The organism is Staphylococcus pseudintermedius (assembly GCF_034042775.1).
Taxonomy (GTDB): domain Bacteria; phylum Bacillota; class Bacilli; order Staphylococcales; family Staphylococcaceae; genus Staphylococcus; species Staphylococcus pseudintermedius.
In genome coordinates, this window is the sequence record NZ_CP120150.1 from 1463410 (window position 1) to 1489531 (window position 26122).

The following is a 26122-nucleotide window of genomic DNA, read 5'->3' on the forward strand; positions in this document are numbered from 1 at the left end:
ATCTAACAGAACGAACGTTCTATGTCAACACTAAAACGAACAAACGTTTGTTAATGTTCGCGTGGTATGTTATAATATCAACAAATAGTACTGAGAAGGAGTGTGGAAAATGAGAGAATTAACTAAAAGACAAAATGAAATATTTGAATTTATTAAACATGTCGTGCAATCAAAAGGGTATCCACCAAGTGTTCGTGAAATTGGTGAGGCTGTGGGGTTAGCTTCAAGTTCGACTGTACATGGGCATTTGTCAAGGTTAGAAGAAAAGGGCTATATTCGACGAGACCCAACAAAACCGCGCGCTATAGAGATTGTGAATGAATTGATGGGCGAACCTGTGAATATGGAAGAAACAATCTATGTCCCTGTCATCGGTAAAGTTACAGCAGGGACACCTATTTCTGCTATTGAAAATGTTGAAGAGTATTATCCGTTGCCTGAACATTTTACATCGACACATAACGGCCAGATTTTTATACTTAACGTTATGGGAGATAGTATGATTGAAGCTGGTATTTTAGACGGAGATAAAGTTATTGTAAGAAGTCAATCGATTGCTGAAAATGGTGACATCATTGTTGCAATGACTGAGGAAGATGAAGCTACTGTAAAACGTTTCTACAAAGAAAAAAATCGTTATCGTTTACAACCAGAAAATAGTAGTTTAGAACCTATTTATCTAGAACAAGTTACAGTATTAGGTAAAGTCATTGGCTTATTTAGAGAAATGTAATCTTGCGTAAACCACTCCTTCAAAAAATGGACCTTACAACTTATATGTAAGGTCCGCGCTTGCTAATTTTTATTCAGAATTTTTTTCACTTGTATTAAAATATCATCTTGTGATTGCTTTTTATTCAAAGTATTTTGCTTTGAATGATTCTGCTTTGATGTCATTTAAATCACTTCCACGATTGCTATTCCCCAAAATTACCATTCAAAACATTAGCCTATATAGTTTTCAGTCCAATACGGCTGGTGTTTCTCATTAAAGTCTACACCAATACCGATTGTTTTGACATGTTCATTCAAAATATTTTTACGATGCCCACTTGAATTCATTAATCCATGGTGCGCAAAAATTGCACTCGTTTGACCATATGCCAAGTTTTCTGCCGCTGTCTGATATTGATGGCCGTCTTTTTCAATACGCTCAAATGGTGATTCCCCTTTAAGATTTGTATGGTCAAAATATTGATTTTCAGCCATGTCCGTACTATGCTTACGCGCAGTGCTAGCTAATTTGTTCGAATAGCTAAGGGGTTGCAATCCTTTTTGAACTCTCTCAGCATTTAATAAATAATAATCTTCTTTCTCAAAACTTTCTTGTAAATATTTTGATGGGGCTGCATATTGACTGTTCAATCTATTTTCCATTTGATGACTGATTTGCATTAATCCTGTTAATTGATTATTTTCATGTTGATCATAAAATGCAGTCGTATAAATCCCGTCTTTATCAAATATATCGTATTCATCGTTATCATTTTCATAAATGGTGCGACCTTTTTGAATCCCTTTAATCGGTTGACCCAGTTCTTTACGTACCGCTTTTTTAGCTGTTCCGTATTTCACACCACTTTTCGATGTAATCATATTTTGATTTGTATACAGACCGTGCACCTTGTTATCAATATAGCTGACCATCACGAAGTTACTAAAATCTTGATGATAAACTTGCCATTTTGTTCCGTATTCATTACCAATTTCTGACTCAGGTGGACCGAGTTTTTGTTCGACTTCATTACGACTCATGTTCATCTGAATATTTCTAAGTGCAAAATTTTGTGATTTAGGCTTTTTAAGTGTTGTTTCGTTCGTTTTACCTTCTACAAGTTGATCGATTTGTTGGGTAAATGGTGTCGCAATTTTAGAAAATGTCTCATTCGGCTGAAGTGGTATGAGTAATAAAAGTATGATACCTACAACGGTGATTGAGAGAAATTTTTTGATAACGAACAGCTCCTTTAGTCACGGTCTCCGTTAAAGATAGAATTGCGTACGATGACATAATCTACTTTTCTTAAGGCATCTACATCTTTGCCACCTGCATAAGAAATCGAGCTTTGCAAATCTTCCTGCATCTCTACAAGAGTATCTTGAAGTGAGCCTTTATGTTCGACAAACATCTTTTTGCCTTCAACATTTTTACGTTCACCTTTTTGATATTCTGACGCACTGCCAAAGTACTCTTTATATTTTTTACCTTCTATTTCCACTGTCTCACCCGGTGATTCCTCATGAGCCGCAAAGAGAGAACCAATCATGACCATTGATGCACCAAAGCGCACTGATTTTGCAATGTCGCCATGTGTACGGATACCACCGTCTGCAATAATAGGTTTACGGGCAGCTTTACTACAATGATTGACTGCAGCTAATTGCCATCCACCTGTCCCAAATCCAGTTTTGATTTTTGTAATACAAACACGCCCAGGACCAATACCGACTTTCGTTGCATCAGCACCCGCGTTTTCAAGTTCTCTCACGCCTTCTGGTGTACCGACATTACCTGCAATCACAAACGCTTTAGGTAAATGTTCCTTAATATATTGAATCATGCCAATCACTTGATCTGAATGCCCATGTGCAATATCAATTGTAATATATTCTGGTGTAAGATTCTCAGCTTTCAAGGCATCAATAAATTCAAATTCTCCAGGTTTAACACCTACAGAAATTGAAGCATATAACCCTTTACTTTGCATCTTTTTGACAAAAGGTAAACGCGCTGCTTCATCAAATCGGTGCATAATATAGAAGTAATCATTTTGCGCAAACCATTCTGCCAAAGATTCATTCATCACTGTTTGCATATTAGCTGGCACAACTGGCAATTTAAAACGTTTCGGGCCAAATTGTACAGATGTATCGATTTCTGAACGACTTTTTACAATACTTTTATTCGGGATGAGTTGGATATCTTCATAGTCAAAAATTTTCATAAAAAAAGCCCCTTTATCTTTTTATTCCTTTGATAATATACTACCTTTAAGGAACAAAGTAAAATAAAGAGGGGGTCGCTTTACCAACTTGATTTTTTAACGCCAGGAATTTGACCTTTATGAGCATGTTCTCTAAATGCAATACGAGACATTTCAAATTTACGTAGCACACCACGAGGACGACCTGTCACTTTACATCTGCGTGTTAAACGTGTTGGTGAAGAATCTCTTGGTAATTTTCTTAACGCTTCATAGTCGCCTTTTGCTTTTAATTCTCTACGTAATTCAGCATATTTTGCGACTAATGCTTCTCTTTTTTGCTCTTTTACAATTTTCGACTTTTTAGCCATATATATGAACACTCCTTACAAATCGTAATAATTACGTTTTACATATTAGCACATGCCTCTTCTTCTTGGCAAGACTTTAATTGATGAAAATAAAAAAGAGTTGGCAAAATGCTTGGCTCGTGCTAAAATAATAAATCGTAATAGTTTCAATTTGAAAAGGAGGGACTAGTCATGCGCGTAAATGTAACTTTAGCATGTACTGAATGTGGTGACCGTAACTACATCACAACTAAAAACAAACGAACTAATCCTGAGCGTATTGAAATGATGAAGTATTGCCCAAGATTAAACAAACACACTTTACACAGAGAAACAAAATAATCATAGTGAATAATCACTGTCATTGATTGTGCAACGCTTATTACACAAGTACATCAATGCGTTAGCGAGCGCGTCACCTTGCTTATAATTAAAATACGACATAAGTCAAATGATTTCAAACATCATTTGACTTTTTTATTTACCTTTTCATTATACAACTATTCTACATATTAGTCGCAAAACTGCTTACACCCTTTGTATCATGATGAATTTCTCCACCGTATTTTCTATTTTTCATACTCAATTTTAATCCCCTCGATATTTTATCGCTTTAAAGTCGCAAATTTTTATTGAAACTCATCCCCTTAACAAGTAAAATATATAGAAAGCTAATTGTTGAGGAGAAGATATGTATGGAAGAAAAAAATTTAAGCAGAGGCCTCCAATCAAGACATATTACAATGATTGCCATTGGAGGCGCGATTGGTACAGGGCTCTTTGTCGCAACTGGTGGGGTGATAGCTCAAGCTGGTCCAGGTGGCGCGATACTTGCTTATTTAGTCATCGGGGTGATGTTATACTTTTTAATGTCATCAATAGGAGAAATGGCAACTTTTTACCCTGTGTCTGGAGCATTTAGTAGTTATGCCAATCGTTTTGTAGACCCATCTTTAGGTTTTACGATGGGTTGGTTATACTGGACAATTTGGTCTCTTGTCACAAGTGTAGATATTATCGTTGCATCGAGTGTCATTAACTATTGGGATGCATTTCATTTCTTCTCACCGCTTGTATGGAGTTTAATCTTTTTAGCCTTATTATTTTTAGTGAATATCTTTACCGTTAAAGCGTTTGGTGAAGCTGAATTTTGGCTATCTTTAATTAAAGTTGTCACGATTATTATTTTCATCGTCCTAGGCATTTTAATGATTTTCGGTATTTTAGGAGGGCATTATTACGGTTTTAAACACTTTACAACGGGTGAAGCACCATTTGTTGGGGGCATTTCAGGATTCTTAAGCGTCTTATTAATCGCAGGCTTTTCCGTTGGTGGAACTGAGGTCGTTGCAGTTACAGCGGGTGAATCAGATAATCCGAAAACGTCCATGCCACGTGCGATCAAACAAGTTTTTTGGCGCATTTTATTATTCTATGTGTTGTCTATCGCGGTGATTTCTGCCATTTTAGCTTATACAGATCCAACATTACTCAATCAAAGTGGTTCAATCGCTCAAAGTCCATTTACGATTGTTTTTGATAGAGTCGGTATTGCTTTTGCAGCTTCTGTTATAAACGCGGTGATTTTAACATCATTACTTTCAGCTGCAAATTCAGGTGTTTTTACCACAAGTCGTATGTTGTTCTCATTAAGTCAAGACGGACAAGCACCAAAGTTTTTAGGTCACATTCATTCACGTTCACAACTGCCATTACGCGCTTTATACACAACATTTATTTTCATTGCAGCCGTTACGATTTATGCAAACTTTAATCCAAAAAGTGTCATGGGCTTGCTCAATATTATTGGTGCCCTCGTTACATTTGTTTGGGCCTCAAGTATTATTGCTCAAATCAGATTACGACGTGCTATTAAAAAGCAAAATAAAGATATCAATCAATTGTTACCTTATCAGGCGTCATTTTACCCTGTTGGACCTATTATCGTTATCGCAACGTTGTTATTCTTAATTCTCGGTAGTTCAGCTGAAGCATTTGTTCATTTTGATTTAGCGAAATTAGCACAAAACTTTTTACCTATTTTCATTTTACTACTCGTCTATATCGTTCATAAGTTGATTCACAAGACACGCATCATTCCACTTGAAGAGATTGATTTAAGCGAACATGAATCTTATCGCGAATAAACTCAAATAAAGGAGCCTTCCGTGCAGGGCTCTTTTTTTCGTCTATTTTACTTCCATTACAATAACATCGTGTTTGAAAAGATGAATTTCATTAAAAACTTGACTATTCCATTTCCTACATATTGCGATTTCATGTATAATTAAATTAATAAATTGTAAAGGTGGGCACGTGATGATAGGACAAACAAACCTTTTCGATGATGTTTTAAAAACTGAAGAACGCTTTGTCATTGTGGTACAAGTTTTAGAAGAGAAAAACGGAAAGTTGTTGAAACGGACGTTAAGAGAGTATAGTAGTTTAACGCACGAACAAATGGAAAGTTTATTCCAACATTTAAAAGAGTTGTATTCGGAGACCGATTTTGAAGGGTCTCAATCGGCGTTTGCCATCACTGTGTACACAAATTTAGATTATGCTGCAGATCAAGTGTATGCGCATATTAAACGTCATCGTGGCAAACATGAGTGGACGCATACCGCAAAATAGTGAATCTTTGAAGTGCTCTGTTGAGGAGTGCTTCTTTTTTACTGGCCAACATATTTATATGACCATTTCATCTCACACGACTTTAGAACAAACAAAAAGCAAGGTCGAAATCGCTCATTATTCAACGATCTTCTCTTGCTTTCATTGGATAGTTTATGACAATATTTGATCTAATGCGTACGGAATACCATCTTCATCATGGCTTTTTGTGACCATATCCGCATATGATTTCACTTCATCTGACGCATTATTCATCGCAACAGCTTTTCCGACAACTTTAAACATTTCAATATCATTTGCACTGTCACCGAATGCCACCATTTGATTCACATCTAAATCTAAACGTTCAGCTAATTTTTTAATCGCTTCTCCTTTAGATACACCTTTACTCATAAATTCAAGGAAAAACGGCTTACTCGTTGTCATATCGACCTCATTATCAAATTCGCCATCCATTTTTTTAATCAATTCTGCAATATGCTCTTCATAATCGACACCCATCACTTTAGGCACAGCATCTTGAATATAGTCTTTAATATCGTCCACTTTCTTCATAGGCAATCCTGTCAACTCTGATTCGATATTCATATATTCATGCTCGCCTTCATAAATAATTGTATCATCATGATAAGTTAATACGAAAAGTTCATGTTCACGGCAAAAGTCTACAATTTTATCGAATTCTGCTTTTTCAATGACTTTTTTCGAAACAACTTCTTCATTAGAGAGTTCAATTGTTTGTGCCCCATTGTAACTCATAATATAACTTCCAAATTCATCCATCTTTAATGACTTTGCAGTTGGTAACATCCCCGCTGTTGGACGACCTGAGGCAAGTGCGATTTTTACGCCATTTTTTTGAAGTAATAATAAATATGCTTTTGTTTTATCAGAGACACGGTTTTCGGACGTCATTAACGTGTCATCCATGTCCATAACGACTAAATCTGGTTTCATCTCCAAAACTCCTTTCAATTTGATTTTATCTTACACTAAACTGCAGTAAATTCAAAATGATAGAAGCCTAAATCAAAGCATGCACATCAAGCTTTTGACGCGCTTCTGTCTTAATCTTAATGTCACTCAAAAAAGAAAGACTAGGAAACAATGAAATGCTCCCAATCTTTCGCACAATATGAATACTTAAAAATGATGTGTTACTTTCGATACGACACCTGATGTATTTACAGTGGCAAGTTCAGAATGACAATCTTCAACATATTTGCGCAAAGCACGCACGAGTGGCCCACTGTTTTCTTTTTTAATCATTGTTAAAATTGTTGGACCCGCACCGGAAATCACAGTCGCATATGCACCATGTTCGTGGGCAATGCGTTTTACCGCTTCAAAATCACGTATTAAATGTTGACGATATGGCTCGTGCAATCCATCTTGTTCCATCATTTGTCCAGCGAGTTCATAATGATGTTGAATGAAAGCACTAATCATCGTGTTACTAATGGCACTATATTTAACTGCATCTTGATGTGTAATACTGTCAGGTAGAACTTTGCGTGCTTCCACCGTTTCAAGTTCGTACTCAGGTATGGAAATAATAAAGTCAACCGCTGGCACATCGATATGCGCAATACTTGTCACTTTTGTTTCAGCGTTATGATAGCCCACGACTAAACCACCATAAATCGTTGGCGCAACATTATCGGGATGCCCTTCAATTTGTGTTGCCAATTGCAATAATTCGTACTGCGATAGCTCAATATCTCCAAAGTAATTAGCGATAAATAGTGCCCCTACTAACGCTGAAGCAGATGAACCTAAGCCGCGCGCTAATGGAATATCACTGTACATATTAATTTCAAGCATGGGCAAAGTCACGTCATATTGAGCAGCGACTTGTTGTGCAATCTTATAAATGTAATGTGTTTCGTCTTCAGGCAAGCCAACGAGATGTGGGCCATTGTGAATAAAACGCCATTGATCTTCTTCAATGATATGGGCGTCAATACGTAAAAATTTATTCAGCGCCATACCAATGGAATCAAACCCACAGCCTAAGTTCGCTGTAGAAGCTGGAATCTCTAAATGTAGTTGTTTTTTTATCATTTTAACGCGTCCTTAATGTATTGAACGATACTTTCTTTATGATTTGGTAATGCTTGAATAGGATTTTCTAATAAACCAATCGCCGTATCCGGATCTTTCAAACCATTTCCAGTTAAAACTGCAACCACTTTTTTACCTTGAGGCAATTTTCCTTGGCGATGTAATTTAATAAGTCCGGCTATCGATGCGTTACTTGCAGGTTCGCTAAAAATACCCTCTTTAGAAGTCATCAGTTGATACGCTTCTAAAATTTCTTCATCTGTGACTGCTTCAATTAAACCGTCAGATTCTTCAATCGCTTGAACTGCTTGCTTCCAACTTGCAGGATTACCGATACGAATCGCTGTAGCTATTGTTTCAGGGTTCTTAACGACTTGATTGTTAACGATAGGTGCAGCACCAGCCGCTTGGAATCCAAACATATGTGGTAAGCCTGTTTGATATTTTTCTTCGTACGTTTTAAAACCTTTCCAATATGCAGTAATATTTCCGGCGTTACCTACTGGAATAGCTAAAATATCTGGTGCTTGGTCATCTAACTGCTCAACAATTTCAAAAGCACTCGTTTTTTGACCTTCAATACGATACGGGTTGACTGAGTTGACTAATTCGATTTCTCCATCTTCAGCAACTTCTTTAACGATTTCTAACGCTTCGTCAAAGTTTCCTTCAATAGAGACGATTTCAGCACCATACATAACAGCTTGCGATAACTTTCCTAAAGCAATCTTACCTTCAGGAATAACGACAATCGCTTTTAAACCTGCACGCGCCGCATATGCCGCAGCAGAAGCTGATGTATTCCCTGTCGAGGCACAGATCACCATTTTCTTGCCTTGCTCTTTCGCTTTTGTGACTGCCATGACCATGCCTCGATCTTTGAATGAACCAGTTGGATTAGCGCCTTCATATTTAACATAAAGTTCAATGCCTAACATCTCTGACATCGTGTCACAATAAATGAGTGGCGTATGCCCTTCATTTAACGTCACTGTTGGTGTGTTTTCATCTACTGGTAGAAATGCTTTGTATTCTTCAACAAGACCTTTCCATAATTTCATACGTATCAAACTCCTTCAACTGGATAAATTTTTTCAACTTGATAATCGGCTTCTTGTTCAACATAAGATGTCGGATCAGTGTCAATTCCAACAACAATCCCTGCAAATGTTGTCGGTGAGAGTTCAATCACTTGAAGCGATTTATGGAATGGTAAGTGACTTTTTAAAGTTGATTCCACTTGTTTAAGTGACGTTTCAGGTGTATTCACTACAAAATAATAACTTTCCTTTTCTTTTAATGTCACTGTCTCACCGTCGTCCATCATTTCTTTCGTTGCCTCCGTTTTTAATTCAAAATGAGGTGGTAATGTATGCAAGTTCGATTCGAATTGTAATGCAACATTGAGTAAGTCACTCACAACTGCTGAACCTGTAGCTAAACTTCCAGCGCCCTTACCGTAAAACATTGTCTCACCGACTGCATCACCAATGACATAAATCGCGTTGTACTCATTCTCGACAGCAGCGAGTTGGTGTGCATGTGCAATAAGCGTTGGACGAACGGACGCATCAATTTTGCCTTGCGCATATGAGCCTTTACCAATGAGTTTAATTTTGTACCCTAATATTTTGGCTGTATCGATATCTTGCGGTGTCACGCCACTGATGCCTTCTGTTTTAACCTCATTTAACGTAATGACCTGATTAAATGATAAATACGATGTAATAACAACTTTTCGTGCTGCGTCAATACCTTCCACGTCATCAGTTGGGTCCGCCTCAGCGAAACCTAAATCTTGCGCTTGTTGTAATGCTGTTTCATAAGGTGCGCCGTCCTCTGTCATCTTTGTCAAAATAAAATTGGAAGTACCATTAAAGATTCCCATAAATTTACTAATGTTATTTGCATTTAAACCGTTGTTAATGGCATTGACAATCGGGATACCCCCTGCAACACTAGCTTCATATTTGAGCGCGACACCGTTTGCTTCAGCTAAATCTTCTAAGACACGTAGGTGCACCGCTAATAAGTCTTTATTGGCAGTAATCACGTGTTTCTTTTGACTTAATGCTGCTTTTAACCAGTCCACAGTCGGCTCAATACCACCCATCACCTCGATGATAATATCCAAATCGTCATCATTTAAAATGTCATTCACATCTTCCGTCAAATGATAACGTGAAATATTTAGCGGTCGCTTTTTGGATTTATCTCGAACCAAAATATGCTTAATCTGAATATCTTTTTGAATCGTTTCTTTAATCTGCTGATGGTTCTCTTCAATAATCTTAACGACTCCTGAACCGACAGTCCCTAATCCTAATAATGCAACATTAAGTTGTTTCATTTATTTTCCCTCCGAATCAAATCTGATGAAATTACTCATGTTCTATTGAAATATATGTAAATATGGTTTAGTATAAATTCATTCACAAAGTTTGTAAAGTTCTAAAAATTTAGAAAAGACAGTTCTATTTTACCATTAGTATTGGTTAATTTGAATAGGTATCTCATATTATAGAAAGGTTGTCTAAAGTTATGAAAGTATCAAAATTTGGAGGCAGTTCAGTCGCATCAGCTGAACAAATTAAAAAAGTTTTAAATATCGTAAACAGCGATTCTGAAAGACGTATTATTATCGTATCCGCACCTGGTAAACGCTACAGTGATGATGTCAAGACAACCGATCTACTCATTAGGTTGTATGAAAAAGTGATTAACCAACTCGATTATACACATAAAAAACAAGAGATCCTTAATCGCTTCAAAGATATTATTGATGAATTACCATTAGAAACAGATATTCTCACTGAGATTGATCGTACACTCGAATCACACATTGCAACTTTAAAAGATACACCTGAACGCTTGCTCGATGCGTTAAAATCATCAGGTGAAAACTTTAATGCACAAATCATTGCTGCATACAATAACGAACAAGGGGTCCCGACGATATACTTATCACCACAAGATGCCGGCATCATTGTAACGGATGATCCAGGCAACGCACAAATTTTAGAATCGAGTTACGATAAAATTAAAGAAATTAGAAATACAGACAAAAAAATTATTATTCCCGGCTTTTTTGGCTATTCAGAAACGGAGCATATCGTGACATTCCCGCGAGGTGGCTCTGATATTACAGGTGCAATTGTCGCAAGGGGTGTTAAAGCGGATTTATATGAAAACTTTACGGATGTATCAGGTATTTTCCGCGCCAATCCATCAGTTATTAAACATCCTGAAGTCATTCACAAAATTACTTATCGCGAAATGCGTGAATTGTCTTACGCTGGCTTTGGCGTATTTCATGACGAGGCATTACAACCGCTATATCGCTATCGTATCCCTGTCGTCATTAAAAATACGAATCGCCCAAGTGATAAAGGGACATATATTGTGCACGACCGTGAAATCAACCATGACAAAGTCGTGTCAGGTATTAGTTGTGACAAAGGCTTTACAAGTATTAACATTAAAAAGTATTTGATGAATAGACAAGTCGGTTTTACAGTTAAAGTTTTGGAAATATTGGCAAAGTATAACATTTCATTTGACCATATGCCATCTGGAATTGATAATATCAGTATTATTATGCGCTCGAATCAGCTTGCTGGCAAAGAACAAAAAGTTTTAGAGGAAATTCGCCATTATTGTCAAATTGACGAATTGAATGTTGAACATGACTTAGCAATATTAATGATCGTCGGTGAAGGTATGAGTTCTACAGTCGGCACTGCCAATAAAATTACCGACGCTTTAGCACAAGCCAATATTAACTTAAAAATGATGAACCAAGGTTCTTCCGAAATTTCGATGATGTTCGGGATTTCAACAAAAGATGCTGAAGCAGCTGTAAAAGCGTGTTATGAACATTGTTACAAACGTTAAAAATTAAAAGAGTACTTAGCGTAGAATGATTATCACATTCACGTTAAGTACTTCTTTCTGAAATGACGCGTTTTAATAAATCTTCCCCGACTGCTATTTTCAATGTTACAAATTGAAAGTAACTCATTTTATCAATTAAATGACGATAAAACGGTACTTTTTTATCATTAAAAGGTTCATGTAGTAAATACATGAGCACAATTTCAGGCTTAATATAGTCGACTTTCCATTTGAGCGAATGATAGTAAATATACTTTTCAGGAATTCTGACATTATGATTGAGTCGAAATAGCCAATGCTCATTATCTACATCATAAATAATAATGTTCATTAACAAATCATTATGATCATAAACTTCTAAAGAGGACATTTGATGGAGTTGCACATCATCATATGGCAGCTGCTCTCCCTTTTTATTTATCACTTTAATCGTAAAAGCCATTGGAATCACACGTAAAATTTTCAATAGCTCATTTCGCTTGACACAAATTTCAACTTTGTTATCAAAGTGAAGTTGATCCGTTAAAAATAAATGCGTTGCCATCTCACCATGAAATTTAAACGCATGCGGCTCATTATCAATTAACGTATGTACTAAATATTCCATTCGTTCTCTTTTTGATGTATTCATGTTATTTCACCCCCTGGGAAAACGCTTACAATTGCGTTTAATTATACTAGATTAATTGTGTTTTATCAATGAATTAACAACATTTAACTCAAATGAATTCAACTTAAAATATAATACCACTTCATTTTAATAAACACACTCATATATAATGATTAAAAAACCGAATTTGACAACATCTTTATTACCTAATATGACAAAAAGGTTTTTAGTTTCGACAAATTTAATAACAAAAATCATTAATATTCACACTTTTGCGTTGAATTATATCTAATTTCATTGTAAGCTATTAAAAATATCACCCCTACATTCGAATTATAACTATTTTACTTTAAAAATAATTGAATTTCTATTTAATAACAGTTAAAATTTTACATGTGTGGATGTGATATTTTATGCACTTTTAAATGCCATATGCTGTTTTTTTGAATTACTTTAAGAATATTCTTTTAAAAGTATAATTTTTTTAATATAATATAACTTAGGGTAATAGGAAAGTTGATAAAGGAGTGAAATTATGAACAACCATTTTGATATGGAGACAGAAGCTATCTTCTTTTACGAATCAAATAGAAAGAAAATTATCAGTGAACTTAAGAAACAACATGGCCTAAAACTGAATGACATTTTGTTTTTATATCACCTTAAAACGACAAATAGTCGTCGTATTTCATTACACAAAGTCAAACAATCAATTGATTTTAGTTTAATGGAGATACATAAATCGTTAACGGCCTTAACAGAAAAAAATATCATTGGTAAAGAACGTTCTACAGAAGATGAACGAAAAGTCTTCATTACAATTGATGATGCACAAGCAGAAAATATGCAACAACTACTTGATAACTTCAATCAAATTCAAAAAGACATTTTACAATAATTGGCTAACCTTGAATTGGTAAACTCCAAATTACAGATATCATTCCGGTGATATCTGTAATTTTATAAGACAGGGTTTGAATTGGTATCCGTAGTATATCACGATATAACCACTGCAATTTTAACGCAATAATCACCTTGTACTATTTAAACAAACGAATCAGTTGCGCCTGTAATTGAAAAGCTTGATTTCAGACTAACTCGAACCTCCACCTTAGACTAAGATGACACACCTTTAGCAATGACTTTCCAATGGCTTGAGCCTCTTTGCATGTTCTACGCTACAACGAGCCCCCTATCAAAATGCACAAAATTAGACATTAATGAATAATTAACATATGATTAAGATTAACTATACCCTTTCATCTGTTGACCCCATATGCGATTAGCGTGATTCGCGTTTTAAACTCTAGGAAGGAGGATACATAGATGTCATTGTTATTATGGTTTTTAATTTGTGTACTTTTTATTTTAGTTTTATTAGCGCTCCTACGTCTAAAGTTTTATCAACATCAACTCGATGTAGAAGCTTATACAAAGATGCAACTACTCAATAAAATTTCCATCTTAAAACAGGAAAGATATCAATCTAAGGAGAAACGGGCGATTACAACGACGTATCATCTTAATTTGAGAAATACACGACAACTGTTGAATCACTTGCTAGAAGATTTCAAAAGTGATGAAAAAATTAAGGATTTCCGCATTATTACAACAAGTCAAATTGCACCAAAAAATCCACTATTTCCATTTATCTCAGAATTTGATTTTATTGTGATTACGAATGTCGGCATGATTTTAATGAACATCAAGTCATTGAAATCCAAAACATTTTATCATTTTGATAGTCGCATACCTACAACAGATGAACAAGATTTGAATCGCATTGTCGGTCACTATATTGCACATCAATATCACAATCAATTTCAGTCTGACTTAAAAACATCGTACACGTTTAATGAAATTATTTCTGAAAACAAAATCACCTATGAATTTCATGAATATGATCCGTATCAAATTGCTGAAAGAGCAACACAAAACATCCAAGAAGCTGTTGAATCATTCGTACAAGTGCCTGTATCGACAATCGGTGTGATATATTGTGTTGACCAACGTGGCGAACGTATTGATGGTGACGCACAGCCATATAGCCGCATTTATACGAGTGAAAGTGAAACAGACATTCAATATGCGATTCAAGCGCTCATTGATACGTCTCATACACAACTCGAAAGTCATACAATGCAACAATTAGTATCATCGTTCGAAAACCATCATGAATCGTCAAAACATCAATAAGGTTATTCATAAATAAAAAGACACTTTGAGACTGTATATTAGCCTCAAAGTGTCTTTAATGTTTTAGCGTTCCCAAATGTTCAGCTGTTTCTTTTGTGCTTCCTTTTGGGCTTGTTCAATCAATATACGATATTTATCATTCGGTGGATAAAATTTGGCTCTAGCTAAACCTTCTTTTGCTAATTTTACATTAAACATTTCGTCTCCTAACCAAACATAAGCCAATGTACGTCCGTATTTATCTTTTGGTTCACGATCATATTCCAATCTAACACGTTGATTCGTTAAATGTTTCTTTGTAAAATTTGATGCAGCTTTTCCGTATGGTTGCACTGGCGTATTCGGTTTAACTGTTTCTGGTGTATCCACACCAATTAAGCGTACACGTTCATCTTGCCCATCTTTATCGATAATAATGGTATCTCCATCGATTACGCGTTTAACGAGATATGATTCGCCTCTCACATCCGTTGAAGACTTTTTAAAAGGGCCATCTCCATTGATATATTGAAAGATTAAAACGACAATGGCAATGACGAGGATTAAAACGCCTGTTGTAATTTTTTTCATAGCGACTCCTTTTTATGTATGATTAACACCATCATATCATATGTAATCCTAACTATAAGCGTCAATTTTACACACATATGACACTGTTCTTTTCAGTGAAAAATGTTATAATCAAAACGATTAGGAGTGAACCAAAAAAATGAAGACTTTTAGTGAAAATCGTCTGTCTCTAATCATCGTGATTGTTGCAGTGATAATCGGTTATGCTTTGCAATATGTATTCAACTTACCTCTCATTGCAGGCGCATTTATCGGCGTATTACTCGGTGTTTTAGGTGGGTTCATTACGCAACTCATTAAATCCAAGAGAGAACGGCGTAATTCCAAAAACTCATAATAATATCACGTGATAAGACTAACAACTGAGATTAATAAAAAGGGGAGTCGCAAAAATAAGCAACTCCCCTTTTTAATTCAAATCAATCATTTAACGAATCCTACTGCCTAGTGCACTATTTCGTTAATATATACACCGCAAAAATTAATGCTGCCACTCCAATGCCATAGTTCAATACTGTTCTGAGACGTATTTTAGTAATTTCGTTCATAATCATAGCTCCCTTTTATCATTTACTGACGTCTTACTTATTTTTCTTTCGTGAATATGCGACCAATGAAATAATAATACTCCAAAAAACAATGCCTTTAATACATTCTTTGATTGACGTTTTTTTAATGTCTATTTTCACATTCAATGGTCCTTTTTTACATTCAAAAACCATACTACACCTCCCATAAATTGATGGTTAAATATAATATAGCACCTCTAAATTTAAAACTCTATTCAAATTTCATTGAATATCTTATTGTGTATAGATACCTCCTACCTTGTATACAAAATATTTTTTTATTACAAATTTTTGTCATTTTAAAAAATAGGCTTGATATAAACTGCATACATATTTTATACTTATCATATTAAATTGGGGATTTATTAATTAAGATTTAGTGGGTTTTAGCGGAATAAAATGGACATTTTAAGGAGGCTAAAATGCATGAATAAAGAAACAAAGTGGTATCAAAATTGGAAGAGTGGTCTCACACTTTTATTTATTTTAACGGTTGTTGCGTTTGCGGCGACATGTTTCACGAACCTAGAAAACGCTCTAGCAGCTACGGGAAAATCTACCGTCACATCATCTAAAGCAACACAACCAGGTACAACACAAAAATTTCCTGTAGAACTTGTCAAAGCTGTCGACGGTGACACAGCAAAATTAAAATATCAAGGAAAGACTGAGACATTTCGCTTTTTATTAATTGATACGCCGGAAACTAAACATCCACGTCTCGGCAAGCAACCATTCGGACAAGAAGCTTCAGACAGAACGGCAAAACTACTTAAAAACGCAAATAAAATAGAGGTAGAATTTGATGTAGGTCGAAAACAAGACAAATATCACCGTTATTTAGCTTATATTTATGTTGATGGTAAAATGGTCAATAACATTTTAGTCAAGGAAGGCCTTGCTAAAGTAGACTATGTTTACCCACCGAATACGAGATATTTAAGTCAATTAGAGAAATCACAGAAAGCAGCAAAAAAAGCAAAATTAGGTATATGGAGCTTGAATTCTGCATTTGAAGATGAAATCAGCGAAAATGACACAGCAAATATTGGAAGTCTGGCGTCATAAGTAGTAACAGAAAAAAATAACAGAAGCAGTACGATATGACATTAAGATTTTCCAATAGGTGTATTCATTTATCATATTACATCTATTAATCACCTTGACTGTCATAAAAATCAACTTGTATATAATGTGAATTCGTTTTTCATAAGGGTGATGAGGTTGGAACATCAATTTGTTCCAGCCTGTTTTTCACTCATAGCCAATTCTTTAACGTCAATGCCCTCTGTTTCCTTCCCTCCCATTTTCCATTATTCTCCATACTATCACGACCTAACATTGTATGAATCAAATGTTCTAAAAATGACAATCCGCTTCCATCATTGATATGAGCTTTTCCAATAATTGTTCAATCTCACCAGTAAAAATTTGAATTTGGTGATTATCTAAATGTCGATCTTCAGTTTGTGAGGGATTGAACCAAATCACAGACATGCCTACATTTATGCTACCTTTAACATCATTAGTCCATGAATCCCCTACCATTAATGTTTCTTCAGGGCGAATATTCAACTCATCAGTCACCTTTAAAAACGCTTGTGCATCCGGTTTTTCAACACCCATTACTTCAGAAATAAAAATATTGTCATTAAAAATCGTATTCAGCTGCAAGTTTTCAATCTTTGTCCTTTGTTCAGTTAATTTTCCATTCGTTAAAATCGCAATTTCAACATGTGCCTTTAAATCGTTCAACAGCGCATTCATTTTTTCATTCACCGTTATTTTAGACAATAATAAACTTAAAAATCGCTCAAAATACGCTTGTGCCTCTTCATACGTCACGTCGATTTCATAACGCTTTAATGTTTCAATTAATCGCAGTTGCCTTAATTCGTCTAAACTGATCAGCCCAGAATCATGTTGCTTCCAAAAATGTTGATCATATTTTTGATAAAGTGGAAGAAATTCATCATAATCCATGCCTTTAAACTGTTCATATGATTCAAAAGTTGCTTTATTTGCCTCTTGCCATAATGCATCAAACGCATATAACGTATTATCTAAATCAAAAATAATGAGCTTAGGTTGTGTGAACATGGTTCTACTCCTCGATTTTTTCGTATTTGATAGTTCATGATAGACATAAAATTCAGAAAATAGCAAATAGTACTTTTCTTAATACCATGCAACAACTTCTGATTCAGGAAAGTGATTTTCTTTAATATGCTCTCTCACTCTTGTAAGTGCATGCTCAAGGTACCATATATTTTCATCTGGATCTGCTTTTTTCGCTTTAAAACATTTTAAGTCAGAAAGTCGTACTGTGATATGTCCTGGCGCTGCTTCAAAACGATTTTCTGGATAAAAATGATAGGTGACACTGTCCTCACTTTTACTGATGAATATTAATGTTAACAATCAAATCACTCTCTTTCACCATTTCCTACTGTGCATCCACACCGAATTTGAATAGTTCAAAATATAATGTGATTATATCTCAATTTTAGTATAAACACACTTTCCTTCAAAAAAACGAGTCAGAATAACTCCAACTCGTTGTGTAATATAATTTCTCTTATTCAGTAACTTGACGGCTTGATTTGCGATTTAACATGAGCAAAATCAGTGTACAAACACTACCTAAAAACGCGACGATAATACCTATTTCAAAAATAATTCTGTATGCTTCAACGACGTTATCTTGATGGGCATCGAGCAATTTACCATTCATTGTATACACCCAGAAGATCGGCGCATAAGCAGCGAACGAACCGACACTCATCGCAGAACCAGCATATTTTTTAGGAATATCGAATTCAGCAATTGGCGCAAGGATTACACTTTTCGCCAAGAATGTTGTAACTGAAAATGCGATTAACAATGCCATGCTGACAAATAGACTACCTTTAATAAATACAACACCTAGTAATATGATAGATGATAACAACAATGCTGCGAAAATCATTTTAGATGATGATTTGAACACATAGTCAGAAATAATCCCTGCTGACACACCCATTAGCACACCCATTAAACCTGTGTTGAAAATTCCAAATAGTGCCGTTTGTGTTGTTGATAAATCAAAAGTTTTCTGTAAATATGGGACACTGTAAATCAAAATGATATACCCCCAGTAAATAGACATCGCACTGATTGATGCTAGCCATACTTTTGGTTTCAATAACACATAAAATAACCCTTTTAATGCCTCTAACGATTTATTTCCAGTAATTTCAGTTTTTTCTTCTTCATCCATTGCAGCAATCCCGTTTTTAGGGACATATTTGATAATGAGTAAAATCAGTGGAATGATAAGCAAGTTATATGCCAACATACCACCTTTGAATACAACAATACCACTGACTAATGACATAATTCCGACGATGAGCAAGTTCATGAGCATCTCTTCTGCACGGCGAACGGATTCTAATAGACCAAATCCCATACCACGCTTACTTTGATCCGTAAAAAAGATGACACCATTGAGTACAGCTGGCCAGAAAAATGAGTCAACAATCCCCCAAATAATCGCGATAATTTTCAGCACTTGGAATGTCGGGCTGAAGAAAATAATGACAGAAATTGTAATAAAACGAATCAATAAACCAACAATTAAGATCGATTTGATGGAGAAACGGTTATTAATCCAACCTCCTGGAATATAAAAGAAGATGGAGATACCAATTAATCCAAAAATTGCACCTAACTCCGCATTACTCACATTCAAAACTTCTAACAATAAATTGTAGAATGTCCCTTTAAAAGCTTCAAAACTAGAATAGATTAATTGTCCTGCCGTCACAACTGATAAAAATCCAATCAGTGTTTTACGGTCTTTAAAATTGAGTTTATCAAGTATTTTTTGCATACTGATGTTCCTTTCATTAAGTTGTTAATTCTATGCTTTTTGTAAATGTATTAAATCGTCTGCACAGTCCGTAAAAATGCCATCTACGCCCCAATTGAACAGTATATTCGCACGATCTTTATCATTAACTGTCCACACATTTAAAGTGTAACCAGATGATTTAATATCTTGTACGACATCACGCGTTAAATTGATATCCTCCAAATGAACGATGGAAGAACCACAAAAATCAACAATGGTACGCCAATCTGGATAAAAAGCACAGCGTTCAAATAACACCGCCCTCGTATACTGTGGCACATGTTGTTCTGCTAGTTTAAGTAACGCAAAGTTGAAACTTGAGATAAGTACTTCGATGTTCGAATCCAATTGTTTAATCTGTTCTTTAAACAATTGAATCATGCGCTCACTAAGATACGACCCATTTGGGCCTGTAACCCCTTTAAGTTCAATGTTCAAATTCAGTTGATAGCGATTCGCAAAGTCAATAAGCTGTTCAAACGTCAACACACGCTCTTCTTTGAACTCAGGACCGAACCATTCTCCAGATGAAGCGTGTTCAATTTTTTCATATAACGTTTCACTTACTTCTCCTGTCGTGTCCGTTGTGCGATCTAAATCGTCATCGTGAAAAATGATTAACTGCTCATCTTTCGTAATCGCTACATCCAACTCGAGCCATTTCACGCCTTCTACTTTTCGAGCCAAATCAAATGCTGTCACTGTATTTTCTGGTGCCTTACTCGACAAACCTCTGTGTGCAAAAATTATTGTCATATGGATGCCCTGACTACTCAAATCTTTAATTTCTGTCTGTATGAACAACGACTTTTTATAAAATCACATTTAACATGCACCTCATGCAACTCTATTGAGGGTACGCTTTGATTTACACAGTCTATGAAGTTAAAGTTACTATTTAAGTAGTTTTCCTTTCTTAGTTTTTATATCAAAGTTTATGTTTTTGATTGTACTAACGAAAACACAACATCGCGCTTTCTTCATATTGCTTGTATTTTATCTTTTCGACTATTTCGACTAAATTGTAGAAATGAGAAATGACGACTTGTTGTAATGACAAAACGTATACACATTGTCATTTATTTTTCTCAAATAGCGAAACAACCATTTATCCATATCAATCAGCATGCATACAACATGATGATACCGCATATGTAAAGGTTTCCATTAGACATTTTCAATATTATAATGCGTTAATATAATTATGACAATAGTTTGTCAAAAATTTTAACGTATGATCATCATTTTATTAAGTAGAGTTAGAAGTTTATTGTTTTTTGAACATAGTAAAAAACACTCGCTAACTTTTACTGATAAAAAATCATGAGTATTCATTCAAAAGCTGATTTAATTGTTGATTAATGTCCGTGCATTAAACTTACATTAATGGCAATTTGAATCACACATCAATTAGACTTGTATGCTGGTTTATCTTTCCCATTCATACCACTTGTACGATTTATCCCCATTTTTACATATTGATCGTGACCAATATACTTGTAGCCTAAATGTTTTAAATGTAAAATACACGCTACTTTTATGATTTGTGGTAACAGTAAAATTAATACAATTAAACGTATTTTGAGTATCATCACGCATTCCCCTATTCATATTTCAATACAAGTAGTTGCCATTGATAAAAAATTCTAGATCTATGTCAAGAATACGGACCCAGAAAAAAGAGAATTCTACTGCGCTTCGCTTGCTTGCCTAGCTCAGAATGTACTCGTTTAGAATTATAAAAAGTAAGGAGATACTCCACAATGCTAAACATTGCTTCTTCCCTGGTTTTATAGTTCTGATGATATATCAATTCCTTTTTGATAATACTATGAAATGATTCTATACATGCCTGTCGTAGCAGTTTCCTTTACGACTCATACTGTTCTGAATCCCTTTTTCACGTAGTAAATTTTGATATTCTATTGAGGCATATTGACTTCCTTGGTCTGAGTGCTGGATTAACCCCTCTCTAGGTTCTTGAATTGTATACGCTTTGTTTAAAGCTGATATCACAAGTGCATTAGTCATACGAGGTGCCATCGCCCAACCAATGATTCTACCGGAAAATAAGTCCATGACTGTGGCTAAATAGAGCCATCCTTCTTTCGTGTAGACATACGTAATGTCAGCGACCCATACGCTGTCAGGTTGCGATACTTTAAACTGTTGGTTCAATAAATTGGGGGATACAGGAAGATGATGCTTTGAATGGGTCGTTGCCTTGTATTTCTTTTTTGTGATAGACCTTATACCGAGTGCCTTCATCAATCTACTGACAGTTCTTTGGGTGACAGTATCGCCATGACGTCTCAGTAATTGTGTGATTTTCGGGCTTCCGTATCGCTTTTGACTTTTAATATAGATTTGATAAATATGCTTCTTCAAACCTTCACGCTTCACTACGCGCACACTGGGCTTACGATTTTTCCAATCATAATAACCACTTCTCGAAACACCTAGAACTTGGCACATCTTTACGACACGGAATTCATGTCGGTGTTCATAGATAAACTTGTATATTATTTCTGGTCTTTGGCAAAGATGTGCATCGCCTTTTTTAATATTTTATTCTCTTCTTCTAAATCTCTTAATCGCTTTTCTAAATCCGTTTCTGCTTGCTTCTTTGACGTCCGTTTACCGCTACCGACAAAACCATTTTCACCGTCTTTACGGTATATGCTCAGCCATCTTGTTAACGTTTGAATAGGAATATCTAGAACTCTAGAAACTTCTGAGGCACGTCTCCCTGATTCTACTCATTGAATTACTTCCATTTTAAAGCTATGATCGTATTTTCTTCTTGCATCACTGACACGCCTATCAATTGATTTCTTTTATTATACATTAAATTCTTATCAATTTACCGTGTCCGTTTCTTAGTCTAGCATCACTTTTTCGTTAGCACCGACTACTCTCAATTCTCAATTTCATCGTTGCAAATATCTTTTCTTAGTTTCAAACTTTCTATCTCTAATCGATTAGCCGTGTAAAACTCGAGCAATTCAATCATTTAATCACATTTCTTTCGCCTTACAGTTTTGTAATTTCAATCTTACAATTTTGTAAGATATTGATTTTTCATTAGCACTCTTCAGTCATTCATGATAGATTTGCAGTATAGATAGGAGGGGTTGAAATGAATAAATCATCAAATAAAATTCTTTCTTCTTTTTGTTATTTTAGTGTCTTTTTTGCACCATTTATTTTCCCAATTGTAGTTTGGGCTCTATCTAACGGAGATACATCGAGGAACGCTAAAAGAGCTTTGCTTTATCATATATTGCCGATGATTTCTCTTGGACTATCTACTGTGCTTTTCAGCATATATAATAATAATCATTCAAGTGTGATGTTTATATTAGCTATTATTTTTATTATAGCTGTGCCATTCTATATGCTTAAAAATTTATATTTAGGAATCAAGGTACTCATTTCCGAAAAATAAAAAGTCTTGATGACTTTTTATTTTTCTCCTCATACTTCTTAATCGCTTTCCCTTTATTATTCACCTCCACAGCAGTATTCGTTTGATTGTCACGTACTTTCGTTGCTTCTGTAAAAGTTTGTCCTGAACTCTCTATGATTCTAATAATTAAATACTGTATCATTTTAGTCTTCCTCCAAAACATCAATTAATAGATTGAACATCATCTCATAAATTGTATAAAAATCATTGTTTTTGTGTTTTATTAAATAGACACCAAGTTTAGCAATTTCTGTCGAGCTCTCGTTATAAATTTCTATTTGATAATCACAATCTATAACTAATTTGGAAAAACGTGCTTTGTTATTAGCCCATTTTATTATCTCTTCACCATTTCAGCGTCAACTTAAAGAATGAATTCAAATTCTTCTTGTCTAACTTTAGCTTTTCTTATATTCATTTATTCAACACCTCTTTCACTTTTTGTAATGTATCTTTATTACACGTATCCTTTACCTGTGTCTGCTGTTTCACCTTGTCTTTTGTGATTCCTTTCGATTTTCTTTTAGTACACTGTAATTAGTCGTTCAAAATAATTCTGATGTTATCGAAATTGAAAATTCATTAAACAAAGGCATACAAGAGAATAAAAATTATCACCTTGATGAAGGGTTAGATTATTATTTAAAATTTGGCGCATTGATAAGTTAATTGAAAGTACGATAGAAAATGAAAAGTTTCCCAAAATGTGAGTACTGTAATTTTACGGGGATATCCCTATCAAAAAAACGCATTCATTTCTAAAACGAGCGTTACAAAGAGCTGTGTATGATCGCTTAATTCACTTTAATCCGTGTGACGGCATTGAACTCAAACACAAAGATTTAAGTGAGCCACAAAAAGCGCAATATTTGCCTAAAGAACAAATCAAACCGTTTTTAGAAATGGTTAAGAAAAGAGACATACACCAATACTATATGTTTAGAACAATGATTGAAACTGCAATACGAGTTGATGAAGCTAATGCGCTGCAATGGTCTGATTACAATAGTAAAGATAAAACGTTATCCATTACCAAGTCTTATGACCAAAAACACGACCGATGGAATACAACGAAAAACAAAGAACATAGAACGATTTATATTACTAATGATTTAGCGAAAGAATTAACTAAACTGAAATATCTTCAAAATGCGAATCGAATCGTTAACGAAGATGTTTATAATACAACTCATGACTTTATATTCTGTAATGCATTTGGTGACCCGCTTCCACGAAGTACAACACACAATACCATGATGCATGTGACCGGCAAATTATTAGGAAAAGAAAACAAGTTGAGCATTCACAAGTTAAGACATACGCATGCGACGCTGTTGTTAGAAAGTGATGTCCCAATGAAAGTTATTCAAGAACGGCTCGGACATAAAACGATGGCAGTCACCGAGTAAGTGTATAGTCATGTTACTGAAAAAATGAATCATAAGGCAAAAGAGAACTTTGAAAAATTCATTTATGACAACAACCTTTTCGGATAAGTCTGTACCCACTTTGCACCCAATTCACATAAAAAACAGAAACTGGTGCAAATGAAAAACCCTCAAAGCCTATAGCCTCGAGGGTTCTACGTATTAATACTGCTTCATATACTGCTCTACTTCCCATTCACTTACTTGCGTTCTATAGTAGTCCCATTCGATAGATTTTGAGTTGATGAACTGGTTATAGATGTGTTCACCTAGTGCGTCTTTTACGATTGGATTTTCACGCATTGCTTTTAATGCTGTGTAAAGTGTTGATGGTAAGTCTTCAATACCTACTGCTTCACGTTCTTCACGATTCATTTCATAGATGTTTTGGTTAACTGGTTCTGGTACTTCTAATTTGTTTTTAATACCGTCAAGACCTGCTTGTAAGATTGTTGCTAATGCCATGTATGGGTTTGCTGCTGGGTCTACTGAACGGATTTCTACACGTGTAGATAAGCCACGAGAGCTTGGTACACGTACTAATGGTGAACGGTTTTTACCACTCCAAGCGATATAACTTGGTGCTTCATAACCTGGTACTAAACGTTTGTATGAGTTAACAAGTGGGTTACATACTGCTGTGTAACCACGCGCATGTTTCATAATGCCTGCGATGAAGTGGCATGCATCTTCTGTTAATTGCATGTCGCCTTTTTCATCATAGAAGGCATTTTCTTTCCCTTTGAATAATGAAACGTTGAAATGCATCCCGCTTCCGTTCACACCGAATAATGGTTTTGGCATAAATGTTGCGTGTAAGTTATGTTTACGCGCAATTGTTTTTACGACTAATTTGAAAGTCTGAATGTTGTCACATGCTGTAATCGCGTCTGCATATTTAAAGTCAATCTCGTGTTGACCTGGTGCTACTTCGTGGTGAGAAGCTTCGATGTCAAAGCCCATATCTTCTAATTCTAACACGATGTCACGACGACAGTTTTCACCTAAATCTGTTGGAGCTAAGTCGAAATAACCACCGTGATCGTTTAATTCCATTGTTGGTTCGCCTTTTTCATCTAACTTAAATAAGAAAAATTCTGGTTCAGGTCCTAAGTTGAAATCTGTATAACCTAATGATTCCATTTCTTTTAATACACGCTTCAAGTTACTACGAGGGTCACCTGAAAATGGTTGATGATCTGTTGTATAAACGTCACAAATTAAGCGTGCGACTTTCCCTTGTCCAGCTGTCCATGGGAAAATCACCCAAGTGTCAAGGTCTGGATATAAGTACATGTCTGATTCTTCAATACGTACGAAACCTTCAATTGAAGAACCGTCAAACATCATTTCGTTGTCTAAAACTTTTTCTAATTGGCTTACTGGTACTTCCACGTTTTTAATTGTTCCTAAAATATCAGTGAATTGTAAACGTAAATAGCGTACATTTTCTTCTTTGGCAAAGCGTCTAATATCATCTTTAGTAAAGTGTTGTTTTGGCATTGAAAAATGTCCTCCAGTAT

At 35.2% G+C, this 26122-nt stretch carries 27 protein-coding genes and 1 pseudogene; 11 read left to right on the plus strand and 17 right to left on the minus strand.

Going from position 1 to position 26122, the window contains the following annotated elements; genetic code table 11:
• Nucleotides 1–109 precede the first annotated feature (109 nt).
• Nucleotides 110–733, plus strand: coding sequence for a transcriptional repressor LexA (gene lexA, locus P3U61_RS06960; protein ID WP_014613990.1), 624 nt, complete (start codon nt 110–112; stop codon nt 731–733).
• 212 nt (nt 734–945) lie between these two features.
• Here the strand turns inward: lexA and P3U61_RS06965 are convergent, their stop codons facing one another.
• The 3 genes from P3U61_RS06965 to rpsN form a co-directional block, all read right to left on the minus strand.
• Nucleotides 946–1962, minus strand: a complete 1017-nt coding sequence (locus P3U61_RS06965) for a CAP domain-containing protein (protein ID WP_180292611.1) — start codon at nt 1960–1962, stop codon at nt 946–948.
• Between the two features lie 5 nt (nt 1963–1967).
• On the minus strand, nt 1968–2945 hold the full coding sequence (gene guaC, locus P3U61_RS06970) for a GMP reductase (RefSeq protein ID WP_014613992.1): 978 nt from the start codon (nt 2943–2945) through the stop codon (nt 1968–1970).
• An 80-nt stretch (nt 2946–3025) separates the two neighbouring features.
• Nucleotides 3026–3295, minus strand: coding sequence for a 30S ribosomal protein S14 (rpsN, locus tag P3U61_RS06975; RefSeq protein WP_014613993.1), 270 nt, complete (start codon nt 3293–3295; stop codon nt 3026–3028).
• Between the two features lie 171 nt (nt 3296–3466).
• Here rpsN and rpmG point away from each other — a divergent pair, with 171 nt between their 5' ends.
• The 3 genes from rpmG to P3U61_RS06990 all read left to right on the plus strand — a co-directional run bounded on the left by rpmG (nt 3467) and on the right by P3U61_RS06990 (nt 5908).
• Nucleotides 3467–3616, plus strand: a complete 150-nt coding sequence (gene rpmG, locus P3U61_RS06980) for a 50S ribosomal protein L33 (RefSeq protein WP_014613994.1) — start codon at nt 3467–3469, stop codon at nt 3614–3616.
• 353 nt (nt 3617–3969) lie between these two features.
• Nucleotides 3970–5421, plus strand: a complete 1452-nt coding sequence (locus P3U61_RS06985; RefSeq protein ID WP_014613995.1) for an amino acid permease — start codon at nt 3970–3972, stop codon at nt 5419–5421.
• Nucleotides 5422–5593: 172 nt separating this feature from the next.
• Nucleotides 5594–5908, plus strand: a complete 315-nt coding sequence (locus P3U61_RS06990; protein ID WP_070407762.1) for a hypothetical protein — start codon at nt 5594–5596, stop codon at nt 5906–5908.
• A gap of 153 nt (nt 5909–6061) precedes the next feature.
• Here P3U61_RS06990 and P3U61_RS06995 read toward each other — a convergent pair whose 3' ends face one another.
• From P3U61_RS06995 to P3U61_RS07010, 4 genes are all read right to left on the minus strand, one after another.
• On the minus strand, nt 6062–6865 hold the full coding sequence (locus P3U61_RS06995; protein WP_014613997.1) for a Cof-type HAD-IIB family hydrolase: 804 nt from the start codon (nt 6863–6865) through the stop codon (nt 6062–6064).
• A 186-nt stretch (nt 6866–7051) separates the two neighbouring features.
• Nucleotides 7052–7969, minus strand: coding sequence for a homoserine kinase (thrB, locus tag P3U61_RS07000; protein ID WP_172635631.1), 918 nt, complete (start codon nt 7967–7969; stop codon nt 7052–7054).
• Nucleotides 7969–9033 carry a threonine synthase gene (gene thrC / locus P3U61_RS07005; protein WP_014613999.1) on the minus strand — a complete coding sequence of 355 codons (1065 nt, stop codon included), beginning with the start codon at nt 9031–9033 and terminating at the stop codon, nt 7969–7971. The genes thrB and thrC overlap by 1 nt, the downstream gene beginning before the upstream one ends.
• A gap of 5 nt (nt 9034–9038) precedes the next feature.
• A complete protein-coding gene (locus P3U61_RS07010) occupies nt 9039–10322 on the minus strand; it encodes a homoserine dehydrogenase (protein ID WP_015729079.1) in 1284 nt (427 codons plus the stop codon).
• A 191-nt stretch (nt 10323–10513) separates the two neighbouring features.
• On the opposite strand from P3U61_RS07010, the gene P3U61_RS07015 reads away from it, so the two are divergent.
• The gene (locus P3U61_RS07015) at nt 10514–11866 is read left to right on the plus strand and encodes an aspartate kinase (RefSeq protein ID WP_014614001.1); all 1353 of its coding nucleotides are present in this window, start codon (nt 10514–10516) and stop codon (nt 11864–11866) included.
• Between the two features lie 43 nt (nt 11867–11909).
• Here the strand turns inward: P3U61_RS07015 and P3U61_RS07020 are convergent, their stop codons facing one another.
• Nucleotides 11910–12497, minus strand: coding sequence for a hypothetical protein (locus tag P3U61_RS07020; RefSeq protein ID WP_015729077.1), 588 nt, complete (start codon nt 12495–12497; stop codon nt 11910–11912).
• A gap of 514 nt (nt 12498–13011) precedes the next feature.
• On the opposite strand from P3U61_RS07020, the gene P3U61_RS07025 reads away from it, so the two are divergent.
• Both P3U61_RS07025 and P3U61_RS07030 read left to right on the plus strand, forming a co-directional pair.
• Nucleotides 13012–13374, plus strand: coding sequence for a transcriptional regulator, SarA/Rot family (locus P3U61_RS07025; RefSeq protein WP_014614004.1), 363 nt, complete (start codon nt 13012–13014; stop codon nt 13372–13374).
• Nucleotides 13375–13802: 428 nt separating this feature from the next.
• A complete protein-coding gene (locus P3U61_RS07030; RefSeq protein ID WP_014614005.1) occupies nt 13803–14672 on the plus strand; it encodes a hypothetical protein in 870 nt (289 codons plus the stop codon).
• Nucleotides 14673–14735: 63 nt separating this feature from the next.
• Here the strand turns inward: P3U61_RS07030 and nucI are convergent, their stop codons facing one another.
• Entirely contained in the window at nt 14736–15242 is a 507-nt protein-coding gene (nucI, locus tag P3U61_RS07035) for a thermonuclease NucI (RefSeq protein WP_015729076.1), read from the minus strand.
• 139 nt (nt 15243–15381) lie between these two features.
• Here nucI and P3U61_RS07040 point away from each other — a divergent pair, with 139 nt between their 5' ends.
• Nucleotides 15382–15579, plus strand: coding sequence for a hypothetical protein (locus P3U61_RS07040; RefSeq protein WP_014614007.1), 198 nt, complete (start codon nt 15382–15384; stop codon nt 15577–15579).
• 658 nt (nt 15580–16237) lie between these two features.
• Nucleotides 16238–16879, plus strand: a complete 642-nt coding sequence (locus P3U61_RS07045; protein WP_063284352.1) for a thermonuclease family protein — start codon at nt 16238–16240, stop codon at nt 16877–16879.
• 291 nt (nt 16880–17170) lie between these two features.
• Here P3U61_RS07045 and P3U61_RS07050 read toward each other — a convergent pair whose 3' ends face one another.
• The 6 genes and pseudogenes from P3U61_RS07050 to P3U61_RS12365 all read right to left on the minus strand — a co-directional run bounded on the left by P3U61_RS07050 (nt 17171) and on the right by P3U61_RS12365 (nt 22480).
• Nucleotides 17171–17911, minus strand: coding sequence for an HAD family hydrolase (locus P3U61_RS07050; RefSeq protein ID WP_015729074.1), 741 nt, complete (start codon nt 17909–17911; stop codon nt 17171–17173).
• 78 nt (nt 17912–17989) lie between these two features.
• Entirely contained in the window at nt 17990–18232 is a 243-nt protein-coding gene (locus P3U61_RS07055) for a hypothetical protein (RefSeq protein ID WP_015729073.1), read from the minus strand.
• 157 nt (nt 18233–18389) lie between these two features.
• On the minus strand, nt 18390–19682 hold the full coding sequence (locus P3U61_RS07060; protein ID WP_015729072.1) for an MFS transporter: 1293 nt from the start codon (nt 19680–19682) through the stop codon (nt 18390–18392).
• Between the two features lie 30 nt (nt 19683–19712).
• On the minus strand, nt 19713–20459 hold the full coding sequence (locus P3U61_RS07065) for a glycerophosphodiester phosphodiesterase family protein (RefSeq protein WP_015729071.1): 747 nt from the start codon (nt 20457–20459) through the stop codon (nt 19713–19715).
• Nucleotides 20460–21109: 650 nt separating this feature from the next.
• On the minus strand, nt 21110–21295 hold the full coding sequence (locus P3U61_RS07070; protein ID WP_014614016.1) for a hypothetical protein: 186 nt from the start codon (nt 21293–21295) through the stop codon (nt 21110–21112).
• Nucleotides 21296–21360: 65 nt separating this feature from the next.
• Nucleotides 21361–22480 (minus strand): annotated as a pseudogene (locus P3U61_RS12365) (IS3 family transposase).
• A 362-nt stretch (nt 22481–22842) separates the two neighbouring features.
• Here P3U61_RS12365 and P3U61_RS07080 point away from each other — a divergent pair.
• Nucleotides 22843–23151, plus strand: a complete 309-nt coding sequence (locus P3U61_RS07080) for a DUF4870 domain-containing protein (RefSeq protein WP_037543121.1) — start codon at nt 22843–22845, stop codon at nt 23149–23151.
• Here P3U61_RS07080 and P3U61_RS07085 read toward each other — a convergent pair.
• A complete protein-coding gene (locus P3U61_RS07085) occupies nt 23135–23314 on the minus strand; it encodes a DUF1381 domain-containing protein (protein ID WP_014614017.1) in 180 nt (59 codons plus the stop codon). The genes P3U61_RS07080 and P3U61_RS07085 overlap by 17 nt on opposite strands.
• A 640-nt stretch (nt 23315–23954) precedes the next feature.
• On the opposite strand from P3U61_RS07085, the gene P3U61_RS07090 reads away from it, so the two are divergent.
• Nucleotides 23955–24581 carry a tyrosine-type recombinase/integrase gene (locus P3U61_RS07090; protein WP_233536002.1) on the plus strand — a complete coding sequence of 209 codons (627 nt, stop codon included), beginning with the start codon at nt 23955–23957 and terminating at the stop codon, nt 24579–24581.
• A gap of 180 nt (nt 24582–24761) precedes the next feature.
• On the opposite strand, the gene glnA is transcribed toward P3U61_RS07090, so the two are convergent.
• Nucleotides 24762–26102 (minus strand): type I glutamate--ammonia ligase, encoded by a 1341-nt coding sequence (gene glnA / locus P3U61_RS07095; RefSeq protein WP_014614019.1) that lies wholly within the window; start codon nt 26100–26102, stop codon nt 24762–24764.
• Between the last annotated feature and the right edge of the window lie 20 nt (nt 26103–26122).